General features: G+C 69.3%; 11 protein-coding genes. 3 read left to right on the forward strand and 8 right to left on the reverse strand.

Features of this window, described 5'->3' with window-relative positions:
- Window positions 1-577: 577 nt before the first annotated feature.
- Window positions 578-922: a hypothetical protein gene (locus ACFFGH_RS16825; RefSeq protein WP_386670374.1), complete on the forward strand. Its 345-nt coding sequence runs from the start codon at window positions 578-580 to the stop codon at window positions 920-922.
- Window positions 923-928: 6 nt separating this feature from the next.
- On the opposite strand, the gene ACFFGH_RS16830 is transcribed toward ACFFGH_RS16825, so the two are convergent.
- The 7 genes from ACFFGH_RS16830 to ACFFGH_RS16860 form a co-directional block, all read right to left on the reverse strand.
- Entirely contained in the window at window positions 929-1,159 is a 231-nt protein-coding gene (locus tag ACFFGH_RS16830) for a hypothetical protein (protein WP_386670375.1), read from the reverse strand.
- 104 nt (window positions 1,160-1,263) lie between these two features.
- Window positions 1,264-1,560, reverse strand: coding sequence for a hypothetical protein (locus ACFFGH_RS16835; RefSeq protein ID WP_386670377.1), 297 nt, complete (start codon window positions 1,558-1,560; stop codon window positions 1,264-1,266).
- A 114-nt stretch (window positions 1,561-1,674) separates the two neighbouring features.
- Window positions 1,675-2,502 carry an S-formylglutathione hydrolase gene (gene fghA / locus ACFFGH_RS16840; protein WP_386670379.1) on the reverse strand — a complete coding sequence of 276 codons (828 nt, stop codon included), beginning with the start codon at window positions 2,500-2,502 and terminating at the stop codon, window positions 1,675-1,677.
- Between the two features lie 66 nt (window positions 2,503-2,568).
- Window positions 2,569-3,678 carry an S-(hydroxymethyl)glutathione dehydrogenase/class III alcohol dehydrogenase gene (locus tag ACFFGH_RS16845; RefSeq protein ID WP_386670381.1) on the reverse strand — a complete coding sequence of 370 codons (1,110 nt, stop codon included), beginning with the start codon at window positions 3,676-3,678 and terminating at the stop codon, window positions 2,569-2,571.
- Between the two features lie 49 nt (window positions 3,679-3,727).
- Window positions 3,728-4,003, reverse strand: coding sequence for a formaldehyde-responsive transcriptional repressor FrmR (gene frmR / locus ACFFGH_RS16850; RefSeq protein ID WP_386670383.1), 276 nt, complete (start codon window positions 4,001-4,003; stop codon window positions 3,728-3,730).
- Window positions 4,004-4,097: 94 nt separating this feature from the next.
- Entirely contained in the window at window positions 4,098-6,854 is a 2,757-nt protein-coding gene (gene ppc / locus ACFFGH_RS16855) for a phosphoenolpyruvate carboxylase (protein ID WP_386670385.1), read from the reverse strand.
- A gap of 74 nt (window positions 6,855-6,928) precedes the next feature.
- Window positions 6,929-8,293 carry a glutamate--cysteine ligase gene (locus ACFFGH_RS16860; RefSeq protein ID WP_386671258.1) on the reverse strand — a complete coding sequence of 455 codons (1,365 nt, stop codon included), beginning with the start codon at window positions 8,291-8,293 and terminating at the stop codon, window positions 6,929-6,931.
- A 265-nt stretch (window positions 8,294-8,558) separates the two neighbouring features.
- Between ACFFGH_RS16860 and ACFFGH_RS16865 the strand changes: the two genes are divergently transcribed.
- Both ACFFGH_RS16865 and ACFFGH_RS16870 read left to right on the forward strand, forming a co-directional pair.
- The gene (locus tag ACFFGH_RS16865) at window positions 8,559-10,247 is read left to right on the forward strand and encodes a peptide ABC transporter substrate-binding protein (protein WP_386670387.1); all 1,689 of its coding nucleotides are present in this window, start codon (window positions 8,559-8,561) and stop codon (window positions 10,245-10,247) included.
- Window positions 10,244-11,152 carry an ABC transporter permease subunit gene (locus tag ACFFGH_RS16870; protein ID WP_386670388.1) on the forward strand — a complete coding sequence of 303 codons (909 nt, stop codon included), beginning with the start codon at window positions 10,244-10,246 and terminating at the stop codon, window positions 11,150-11,152. The genes ACFFGH_RS16865 and ACFFGH_RS16870 overlap by 4 nt, the downstream gene beginning before the upstream one ends.
- 9 nt (window positions 11,153-11,161) lie before the next feature.
- Here the strand turns inward: ACFFGH_RS16870 and grxD are convergent, their stop codons facing one another.
- Window positions 11,162-12,091 carry a Grx4 family monothiol glutaredoxin gene (grxD, locus tag ACFFGH_RS16875; RefSeq protein ID WP_386670390.1) on the reverse strand — a complete coding sequence of 310 codons (930 nt, stop codon included), beginning with the start codon at window positions 12,089-12,091 and terminating at the stop codon, window positions 11,162-11,164.
- Between the last annotated feature and the right edge of the window lie 89 nt (window positions 12,092-12,180).

Genomic DNA, 12,180 nt, shown 5'->3' on the forward strand with positions numbered 1-12,180 from the left:
ATTGGCCGATGCAGGGACGTTAGCGGGCGCCGTCGAGTGCAGGAATCGATGTGCTTGCACGCGCGCGCAAGCGATGGCGGCCGCACGGCGCAGCGATAAGGGATTGGCGCGAAGCGCTGTCGGTCTTCTCGGGGGCGTCCGCTTGCACAACGCAAGCAGCCGGGCCCGAAGGCGCGGGCTTATCGTGCGCGGCCGGTGCCGTAGCAAGCGGCTGATGCTCGCCTCGGTTTTGCGACTCCGCAGCTGGAGAACATCCACCAACGATCGACACGCGCTACGTGGTCGGCGGGTGCGCTTTCGATGTCGACCGCACATGGCCGAGTTCGGTAACCGTGACGAGAAGGCACCGAACTTCTACTGACAGCGCCACCGTGACGGCCAGACGTTCGGCCTCGAATACGGCCCGACCGCGGTTTGCCACTGCCCGAAGGCGCACGGCGCGCACACGCGTCTGGACTGATGCGCGTTGACCGAGCCACGCACGGCGCCGGTTCGTGGCGGAGCGCGTGGCCGCATTCACGACGGCCCCATGAGCGCCTGCTTAGGCTGAACGGGAATCCTGGCTCCGAGGGACCCCATGGCCACCCGTTACTACATCACCCTGCCCGATGGCAGCCGCGCACGCGGCAGCGACCCTGCGTTCTCGTTTACGTCCGTCGGCGCCGATGGCTTTGCCGAACAACTGCAGGCGGCGCTGCGCGAGGATGCGCTGTTCGAGCGCTGGCGCGCGACGCAGGAGGACCCGGACGAGGTCGATCCGTCGCTCGGCGCAACCGATCCCGGTGCAACCGTGACCGGCGCACAGGACGATCTGCATATCGACCTCGTGGTGACGACGACGATCCCGGGCAACGTGCTCAAGCACCGTCTGCGCCTGCTCGCGGGCAGCGGCTGGTCGTTGCACGACGTCACCAGCGTCTGAGGCGCTTCACGCGTCCTCGAGGCCGCCGGGCTGCTGGCAACGCTTAGGGCAGCCGATGGCATCGGGGTGCATCGCCTGCCGCCGCGACATGCTGTGTGCGCAAGTCGCGGCGGTCGCGCTGCCGCCGATCGAATTGACGGTCCGCGGTGCCGCGACGCGACCTGCGACGCGGCGATCGCCGATAAGTGCACGGTCGCGTATGCGTCGGCGCACGTGCCGATAGAGCGCGCGATCCAAGCACGGGATTAAAGACGGCCAAACGTGTCGCCAAATCTGGCGGCTCCGACGGCGTGTGCCCTCAGCCCTGATCGATCGCCTGTCAGACCTAGGACGCGCCCGCCTCAGTCCTCGGCCGGCAGTTGCCGACACAGATCGCCGTACAGGCTCACGATGCGCCGCGCGAGATGATCCATGTCGGATGTGTTCATGCGCGCCAGAGCTTGCCGCACCGTATCGCCGCCATACCCGAGGTCGGCGATCAGCTCGTCGAGCCGCGCCGAGAGCGAAGCGGGCACGTCCGAGCGGTCGACCGCTGCGAGGTGCAGGTGCGCGTGCTCGAGCCGCGGCGCGAGCCCGGCATCACCGCATAGCGCGAACGCGGCGCTGCGGACGTGATCGACTGCATGGCTGTGGGTCATGGGGCCTCCTGCGCGTGGGCATTCTAGAGGCGTAACGGCGACCGCGCTTGCGGGGCAGTGTCCAAAGCCCCGCAATCGGCGGGCGGCAGTCGCGAGCGCACTGCAGGAGACGATTCAGCTCAACGCCTGCGCGTGGTGCGCGATGTGCTCGCCGATGAAGCTCGAGATGAAGTAGTAGCTGTGGTCGTAGCCCGGCTGCAGGCGCAGTGTCAGCGGATACCCGGCCGCGTCGCAGGCGTCGCGCAGGCGCTGCGGCTGCAGCTGCGGCTCGAGGAACTCGTCCGCGTCGCCCTGATCGACGAGCAGCGGCAGCCGCTCGGCCGCATTCGCGACCAGCTCGCATGCATCCCACGCACGCCACGCGTCGCGGTCCTCACCGAGGTAGGCGGTGAATGCCTTCTCACCCCACGGCACACGGGACGGCGCGACGATCGGCGAGAACGCCGACACGCTGCGGTAGCGACCGGGGTTGCGCAATGCGAGCACGAGCGCGCCATGTCCACCCATCGAATGGCCGCTAATCGAGCGCGCCTGCGTCGCCGGAAATTGCGCTTCAATGAGGCCCGTCAGCTCATGCACGACGTAATCGTGCATGCGGTAGTGCGAATCCCACGGCGCCTGTGTCGCGTTGACGTAGAAGCCGGCACCGATGCCGAGGTCATAGCCTTCAACGTCAGGCACACCAACGCCGCGCGGGCTGGTGTCCGGCGCAACCACGATCACCCCGTGCTCGGCGGCGTAGCGCTGTGCACCGGCCTTGGTGATGAAGTTCTGCTCGCTGCAGGTCAGGCCCGACAGCCAGTACAGCACCGGGCACGCGCCTTCGCGCACCTGCGGCGGCAGGTAGATGCCGAACTTTGTCGTGCAGCCGAGCGTGCCGGACTCGTGCTGCCAGACTTCCTGCATGCCGCCGAAGCAGGCGTGGGACTCGGTGCGCTGCATGATCGCCTCATCGCGTGTGGGCTCGGCGCGCCGTTGCACGCCGCGAACATGTGGGTCGCTCCGTGATCAGAAGCGGATCACGGTGCGGATCGACTTGCCCTCGTGCATCAGATCGAACGCTTCGTTGATCTGCTCCAGCGGCAGCTCGTGGGTGATGTACGGATCGAGGTCGATCTCGCCGCGCATTGCCTGCTCGACCATGCCCGGCAGCTGGCTGCGGCCCTTGACGCCGCCGAACGCGCTGCCGCGCCACACGCGCCCGGTGACGAGCTGGAACGGCCGCGTGCGGATTTCCTGGCCCGCGCCGGCGACGCCGATGATGATGCTCTCGCCCCAACCCTTGTGGCAGCACTCGAGCGCCGACCGCATGACCTCGACGTTGCCGATGCATTCGAAGCTGTAATCAACGCCGCCGTCGGTCATCTCGACGATGACCTCCTGGATTGGCCGCTCGTGATCCTTCGGATTGATGCAGTCGGTCGCGCCCATCGACTTTGCGAGTTCGAACTTCGCCGGATTGATGTCCACGCCGATGATCCGCGACGCACCGGCCTGCACGGCGCCCTGGATCACCGCCAGGCCGATGCCGCCGAGGCCGAACACCGCGACCGTATCGCCCTTCTGCACCTTCGCCGTGTTGTGGACCGCGCCGATGCCGGTGGTTACGCCGCAGCCGAGCAGGCAGACCTTCTCCGGCGGCGCGTCGGGGTTGATCTTCGCGAGCGAGATCTCCGGCAGCACGGTGTATTCGCTGAACGTGCTGGTGCCCATGTAGTGGTACAGCGGCTCGCCGTTGTACGAAAAACGCGAGGTGCCATCCGGCATTACGCCGCGGCCCTGTGTCGCGCGCACCGCCTGGCAGAGGTTGGTCTTGCCCGACGTGCAGAACTTGCACTTGCCGCATTCGGCCGTGTACAGCGGAATCACGTGGTCACCGGGCTGCAGCGTGGTCACGCCTTCGCCGACCTCGACCACGACGCCCGCGCCTTCATGGCCGAGCACGGCGGGGAACAGGCCTTCGGGGTCCTCGCCGCTGAGCGTGAATGCATCTGTGTGGCAGACGCCGGTCGCAATGATGCGCACCAGCACTTCGCCGGCTTTCGGCGGGGCGACATCGATCTCGACAACCTGCAGCGGTTGTCCGGGGGCGAAGGCGACGGCGGCGCGGGATTTCATGGCAGCTCCTGGAAACGGATGAGGCAGCGCCGCGGGCGCTGGCAGGGGATCACTTGAGGTAGGACCGCACGAGCGCGGTCATTTCCGAGATGCGCTCGTTGCGTTCGGCCGCAGTGCGCGCGGGCTGGCCGAACTGCTCGCGCAGGTGCGACTCCAGCACCTCCGACATCAGCCCGTTCGCGGCGCCGCGCAGTGCGGCGATCTGTTGCAGCACCGGTGCGCAATTGGCGCCGGCCTCGAGCGCCCGCTCAAGCGCTTCGACCTGGCCGCGCATGCGGCGCACGCGCGCCAGCACGCGCTTTTTCTCTTCGGGCGAGTGCGGCATGGCGGCCTGGGCGGAATCGATACTGGGGTATGGTATCGGCCGGCGACCCCAGTGCAACCGCGACGGTTGGCGACGCCGCAGCGTGCGGCCAGGCTCAACCGGTGTTCTGGATGCCCGCTGCGATGCCGTTCACCGTCGCCACGAGTGCATGCAGCCGCTCGTCTTCGGGCGACCCGTCCGCGCGCCAGCGCGCGAGCAGGTCGACCTGTAGCAGGCTGATCGGATCGATGTACGGGTTGCGCAGCCGGATCGACTGACGCAGGCGACGATCACCGTCCAGCAATTCACCCGCGCGCTTGATGCGAAGCACCGCATCGTGCGTGCGTTCGAACTCGGCCGAGATGCGCGGGTGGAATCGCGCATGCAGATCACCATCGGCCGAGCCCTGCGCGAGCTGCGAATAGCGCGCGAAGATGCCCGGGTCGGATTTTGCGAGCACCATCTCCACGTCGTCGACGAGCGTCCCGAAGAACGGCCAGTCGCGCGCCATCTCGACCAACGCCTCATCGCCGTGCCGATCAAGCGCTGCCTGCAACGCGCTGCCGACGCCGTACCACGCGGTCAGCCCGGAGCGGTTCTGGCTCCAGGCGAACACCCACGGGATTGCGCGCAGCGATTGCACGCCGGGCGCGCCGGCACCGCTCGGCCGCTTGCTCGGCCGCGAGCTGATGCGCAGGCGCTCGATCACGTCGATCGGCGTGGCAAGGCGGAAATACGCGGGGAATGCCGGGTCTTCGTGCACCAGCGCGCGGTAGTGCGCTCGCGATTGCACCGCGAGCTCGGCGGCGACCTCGCGCCAGGCGTCCTCGCGCGGCTCGGGCGGGCGCGGGCGCAGGCTCGCGCGCAGCACCGCACCGGTCGTCTGCTCGAGCGTACGCAGCGCGAGCGTGCGGATGCCGTACTTGCGGTGGATCACCTCGCCCTGTTCGGTCAGGCGCAGCTCGCCATCGACCGAGCCGCGCGGCGCGGCCAGCACCGCGCGCTCGGTCTTGCCGCCGCCGCGGCTGATCGAACCGCCGCGGCCGTGGAAGAACGTGATGCGCACGCCGTGCTCGTGCGCAAGCCGGGTCAGTTCGACCTGCGCGCGCTGCAGCGCCCAGCGCGAGGCGAGCAGGCCACCGTCCTTCGCGCTGTCGGAATAGCCGAGCATGACGATCTGGCGGTTGCCACGCGACGCGAGGTGGCTGCGGTAGGCAGGATCGTCGAGCAGTGCCTGCACCGTCGCCGGCGCGGCCGCGAGATCATCGATCGTCTCGAACAGCGGTGCCACGTCGAGCGGGACCTGGTCGTGCTCGAGGCAGCCGGCGACGCGCGCCAGTGCGAGCACGGCCAATGCATCGGCCGCGCTGCGGCTCATACTGACGATGTAGGGCCCGAACGCACGTGCGCCGTAGCGGCCGCGCGCCTCGTCGATCGTGCGGAACACCGCAAGCGTCGCCGCCGCCGGCTCCGCGGCCCCGGTGGGCGCGGCAATCGGGTCGGCAAGCAGGCGATGCAGCTGGCCTGCGCGTTCTTCGGCGCTGCGACGTGCCCAGTCGGCATCGTCCAGCAACACTGCCAGCGCCGCATCGTGCACCGCCGAATCCTGGCGGATGTCGAGCGTGGCGAGATGGAAGCCGAAGCAGCGCGCGCGGCGCAGCAGGCGTCGCACCGCGAACGCGCCGCCGTGTTCGCCGCCGTTCGTGCGCAGGCTGCGTTCGATCAAGTCGAGATCGGCAATGAAGTCATCCGCATCCGCGTAGCCGTGCGGTGCATCGTCGAGCGTGCCGTCGATGCGCTGCTGCACCAGCGTCAGCAGCGTGCGGTACGGCATGTCGGCGTCGCGCGCACGCACCGGCGCGTCGGGCAGCAGGCGGTGGTGCTGCGCGATGCGCTCGGACACCGCTGCATCGACCACGACACGGTCGGGCGACTGAGTGAGCATGCGCGCCAGTGATTCGACATCGCGGCGGTAGGCACGCAGCACGCGGGCGCGCTGCGCCGCGAGCGTCGCTTCGATCGTGTCCGCACCGACGTTCGGGTTGCCGTCCATATCGCCACCGACCCAGGTGCCGAAGCCGAGCACGTTGCAGACCGCGTCGCGGTCGCCATCCGGAACCGCAGCGGGCACGTGCTCGCGCAGCGCGCCTTCGAGCGCTTCGCAGAACACCGGCAGCACGCGGTACAGCACGTCGGTGAGGTAGAAGCTCACGTGTTCGAACTCGTCGCCCACGCTCGGTCGAGCAGGCGGCGTGTCGGCGGTCTGCCAGCTTGCGGTCAGCGCCTGCCGCATGCGTTCGCGGTCGGCCGCGCGCTCGGCCGGCGTGCGCATGCGGTCGATGTCCTCGACCAGACTGGCAACGAGCTGGCGTTCCTTTTCGAGCAGCGCGCGGCGCACCGCCTCGGTCGGGTGGGCGGTGAATACCGGCTCGATGCGCAGCCGCGGCAGCAGCGAGGCGACTTCGTCGGCGTTTACGCCCTCGGCTGCAAGCGAGCCGAGCACCGCGCGCAGGCCGCCCGGTTGCGCGCCGTCGCCCTGGCGTTCGTGTTCGCGCCGCCGCCGGATGCGGTGCACGCGCTCGGCAACGTTGACGGCCTGGAAATAGGTCGCGAACGCGCGCACGAGATCGCTCGCGTCGGCCGGATCGATCGTGGCGAGCACCGCGTCGAGCGCTTCGACCGGCCCATCGGCAGCGCGCCGATCGATCGCCGCGCGGCGCAGCCGTTCGACCGTGGCGAGAAATTCCGGGCCCCGCTGCTCGGCGAGGATCTCGCCCACCAGCGCGCCGAGCATCTTCACGTCTTCGCGCAAACGCGCGTCGGTAGCGGCAAAGCGGACTGCGCGCAGCGGTTCGTCGGACAGATCGTTCATTGCGCCCTCGCGGAAAAAGGAACGCGCAGGCTACCGCGCAGGCAGCGGTAAGCTCATGACGATCGGTATGCAGCTCAGTAGGCGAACTCGCGGAACACCGGGTCGATACGTCCGCCCCACGGGCCGTGGAACAGTTCGAGCTTGCGTTCGGCCGGGGTCTGGCCGGTCTGGATGATCTCCAGCAGAGGCTCGATGTGGACCGTCTCGTCCGCTCCGCGTGAATTGAGGTTGCCGCGCCGTTCCAGCCCGTGGGTGGAGATCTTCAGCGCCTCGCGCGCCAGGTCGCGCACGGTGCCGCTGCGGAAGCGCAGGTTCATCGCTTCGCGCGGCACGCCGTCGCGCAGTGCATGGCGCTCGTCGCGGCTGAAATCCTTGACCAGGTCCCACGCCGCATCGAGCGCGGTCTGGTCGTACAGCAGGCCCACCCAGAACGCGGGCAGCGCGCAGATGCGGTTCCAGGGGCCCGAGTCGGCGCCGCGCATCTCGAGGTACTTCTTGAGCCGCACCTCGGGGAACGCGGTGGTGCTGTGATCGGCCCAGTCCTGCAGCGTCGGGCGCTGGCCCGGGTATGCGGGCAGCCGGCCTTCGAGGTAATCGCGGAACGACTGGCCGCTCGCGTCGATGTACTGCCCGTCGCGGTAGACGAAGTACATCGGCACGTCGAGCAGGTAATCGGTGTAGCGCTCGTAGCCGAAGCCGTCCTCGAACACGAAGTCGAGCATGCCGGTGCGGCCGGCATCGGTGTCGGACCAGATGTGCGAGCGATACGAGAGAAAGCCGTTCGGCTTGCCCTCGGTGAACGGCGAGTCGGCGAACAGCGCGGTCGCGATCGGCTGCAGCGCGAGCGCGACGCGGAACTTCTTCACCATGTCCGCTTCGGACTCGACGTCGAGGTTGACCTGCACGGTGCAGGTGCGCGTCATCATATCCAGGCCGAGCGAGCCGACCTTCGGCATGTACTCGCGCATGATCTTGTAGCGGCCCTTCGGCATCCACGGCATCTCGTCGCGGCGCCACTTGGGCTGGAAGCCCATGCCGAGAAAGCCCAGCCCCATCGGCTCGGCAACCTCGCGCACTTCGCGCAGGTGGCTCGAGGCCTCCATGCAGGTCTCGTGCAGCGTCTGCAGCGGCGCGCCCGACAGCTCGAGCTGGCCGGCCGGTTCGAGCGAGACCGAGGCGCCGTCGCGCGTGAGCGCGATCGTGCGCCCGTGTTCGTCCACCGGCCCCCAGCCGAAGCGCGTCAGTCCGCGCAGCAATGCCTCGATGCCGCGTTCGCCATCGAACGTCGGCGGCTGCAGATCATCGAACCGGAAGCCGAACTTCTCGTGCTCGGTACCGATGCGCCAGTCGTCCTTCGGGCGCACGCCCGAGGCCAGGTATTCGACGAGCTGCGCCCGTCCTTCGATCGCAACATCCTTGACCTGGCTCGGACCGGACACAGGCATACCTCGTAGTGGGGAGAGCGTTGATGCGTGCGCAGCGCCTTCGGTGCAAGGTCGCCGCCGCGGAACGCGGCACGCAGTCTAGCCTGCGTCCTCCACGCCCGGCATTGCAGGGATGGGGGACTGCGTTGCGCCGGTGGTGGAGATGGCCCCTGACCTGCGCGCACCCGGGTTCGAAGCGCGCACGACCAACAACGCAAAACGTGCAGCGCGCCGGCCGGTCGGGCCCGAAGCATGGCGGACGCTCGCCTACAATTCCGCGATGCCCATGCCGTCCCGCGCGTTACGTCTCCCGGCCGTGATCGCCGGACTGCTGCTTGCCTGCATTCCCGCGCTGGCGACTGCCCGGGCGTCGCAGGCACAACTCGAGCGCGGCAACGGGCCGGAACCTTCGACGCTGGACGCGCACCGCTGCCAGGAAGTGGCCTGCGGCAACGTGCTGCGCGACCTCTACGAAGGGCTGGTGACCGAGGACGCGCGCGGCCGGCTGATCCCGGGCATCGCGCAGCACTGGTCGGCGTCGGCGGACGGACGCACATGGACGTTCGAGCTGCGCGACGAGCTGCGCTGGAGCAACGGCGATCCGCTCGATGCGCACGACGTGGTCGCCAGTTTCCGGCGCGCGTTTGCGCCCGCGACCGCCGCGCCGTTCGCCGAGCTGTTCGATGCGCTCGTCAATGCGCAGGCCGTGCAGGCCGGGCGTGTGGCGCCGGACGCGCTCGGCGTGCATGCGCCGGACGCGAACACCGTGGTGTTCCGGCTGACCCGCAGCGCGCCGCTGCCGGCGCTGCTCACCCTGCCGATCGCATTCCCGGTCTATCTGCCGGCCGTCGTGACGCACGGCGCGCAACACACCCGACCCGGGCGGCTGGTCTCGAACGGTGCATACCGGCTCGCGGCGTGGACGCCACAGGCGAACCTCGTGGTCGAGCGCAATCCGCGCTTCCATGCGGTAGGCGGCGTTTCGATCCCGCGCGTGCGCTTCCAGGTGACCGAAGACGCGGCTGCCGAACTGCAGCGCTTCGCCGCCGGCGACCTGCACCTGACCGAGACCGTGCCGCCGCAGCCACTTGCCGCGCTTCGCGAACGCTTCGGCGGTCAGCTGCGCATCAGCCCGTATCTCGGCGCGTTCTGGCTCGGCTTCAACCTCACGCGCGCGCCGTTCGGACCGGACTGCGATGCAGCGGCCGCGCCGGCTACGCACGTGGCGACCGCGGGCGCGGACCGCGAGTGCGACGCACGCGCTCATCTCATACGCCGCGCGTTGTCGCTCGCGATCGACCGCGAGCGGCTGACACGCTCGATCACGGGCTTCGGCGAGGGGCCCGCCTACGGCATCGTCCCGCCCGGCATTGCCGGCTACACGCCGGCGCGGACGGTCTGGGCCGACTGGTCGCAGGCGCAACGCGAAGCGCGGGCGCGCGAGCTGCTGCGCATGGCGGGGTACACGGCACACGAGCCGCTGCTGATCGAGCTGCGCTACAACACGTCCACGCCGCATCGGCGGCTCGCGCTCGCGGTCGCGGCGATGTGGCGGCAGCAGCTGCCCGGTGTGCGGGTGCGGTTGCGCAACGAGGAGTGGAAGGTGTTCGTCGGCAATCGCAAGCAGCGCGTGATCACGCAGGTGTTTCGCGGTGGCTGGATCGCCGATGTGCCCGATGCGCGCAACTTCCTCGATGCGTTCGGCAGCGATGGCGCGCTGAACTGGACCGGCTACGACGATGCCGGTTTCCGCAATCGCCTGGAACGCGCCGATGCCGCGAGATCCGAAGCTGCTCGCAATGCCTGGCTGCATGCGGCCGAGACGCGCCTGCTCGCGCACGATGCGGTGATCCCGCTGTACTTCTACGCGTCCAAGCACCTCGTCAGCCCGGCCGTGCGCGGCTTCGAGCCGAACCCGCTCGACCGCCACGCAAGCCGCTGGATGTCGCTCGTGGAGCCGGGCCGATGACGCGCACGATGGCGCGCGCGGGCGAGGCCGCACTGACGCTGTGGCTGCTCGCGACGCTGTGCTTTTTCCTGCTGCGCGCGGCGCCGGGCGGGCCGTTCGATGCGGAGAAAGCCGCGCCGCCCGAGGTGCAGGCCGCGCTTGCTGCGCAGTACCGGCTCGACCTGCCGCTGCCGGCGCAGTACGGCGCATGGCTCGCGGACGTCGCGCGCGGTGATCTCGGCCCCTCGTTCCAGTACCCGGACTACACGGTCAACCAGCTGATCGCGCAGGCGCTGCCGGTCTCGGCGCTCAACGGTGGGCTGGCGCTGCTGCTCGCGCTCGCGATCGGGGTTCCGCTCGGCGTGCTCGCGGCATTGCGCGGCGGGCAGGCGCTCGACCGAGGATTGATGTTCGGCGCCGGGCTCGGGCTTGCGGTGCCGAAGTTCGTCGCCGCGCCGCTGCTGATCCTGCTGTTCGCCGTGACGCTGCACTGGCTGCCTGCCGGCGGCTGGGGCGAGCCGGCGAACATCGTGCTGCCGGTGATCGCGCTTGCGCTGCCGAACATCGCGTACTGCGCGCGGCTGATGCGCGCGTCGATGCTCGAGACGCTATCGGCCGATTACCTGCGCGCGGCGCGGGCGCGCGGGTTCTCCGAAACGCGGCTGCTGTTTTCGCATGCGCTCAAGCCGGCGCTGCTGCCGGTCATCGCCTGGCTGTCGCCGGCGCTGATCAACATCGTCACCGGATCGGCCGTGGTCGAGCAGGTGTTCGGCATCCCCGGGATGGGGCGGTACTTCGTGCAGGGCGCGCTCAACCGCGATTACACGCTCGTGCTCGGTGTGGTGCTCGTGGTCGGCGCGTTGATCGTGGTGATCAACGCGCTCGTCGATGCGCTGCGTTCGAAGCTCGATCCGCGGCTGGAATGAGGCGCTGCGTCAGTAACGCGGCACCGATGGGTCGACCTGCTGCGACCACGCATCGATGCCGCCTTCGACGTTGTACAGCTCGGTGAAGCCCAGGCCGCGGAAATGCTCGGCCGCCTGCGCACTGCGACGCCCGTGGTGGCACAGGAACGCGAGTGGCGCATCCTTCGGCAGCGCTTCTAGCCCGGCCAGGCTTTCGTCATCGAGCGTCGCGAACGCGCTGGCGACCGACGCCACCATGCGCTCTTCGGCCGGGCGCACATCGATCAGCGTGACCGTGCCGGCCGCAACGCGCGCGGCGGCTTCATTCACCGACAGCGGCTTCACCTTCGGCGGCGCGTTCGGGTTGTCCACGACAAGGCCGCGACCGCGTTCGTCGTCGACCCAGTCGATGCGCAGGCCGTTCGCGCGCCGCGCGCTTGCAAGGTCGAACTGCACGCGCAGCCCATCGGTCTCGACCGCGATCGCGTTCGCATCGACCGGGCCGAGCTGCAGCTTGGCGTTGAAGCGCGGGTCGATGCCGATCAGCACCGCGTAGCCGTCGCCGGCGTTGTCGACCGCGTCGCGCAGCATCGATGCCGCGGCCGGTGTGACCGTGATCGACGGCGGCGTGCGATCCGGCGCCGGCTGGCCGAGCGCGCTGTACAGCTCGCCGGACTGCACCATCTGCTCGATGATGTCGCTGCCGCCGACGAGGTCGCCCTCGATGTAGAGCTGCGGGATCGTCGGCCACTGCCCGTAGGCCTTGATGCCTTCGCGGATCTCGGGGTCCGACAGCACGTCCACGTGCGCGTAGTCGACACCGACGTCATCGAGTGCACGCACCGCCTTGGCCGAGAAGCCGCATTGCGGCGCGGTCGGCTCGCCCTTCATGAACAGCACGACGCGGTTTTCGCCGAGCAGGGATTCGATGCGCGAGCGCAGGGCAGGGTCGAGCGACATGGCGTAGGTCCGGAAAAACAGGCGCGCCAGTGTACGCCGGGCGGCCGCGCGCACCCCGGCTAACGATGAACGGCAGCAGGCGCAGGCGT

This window comes from Lysobacter korlensis, assembly GCF_042434515.1.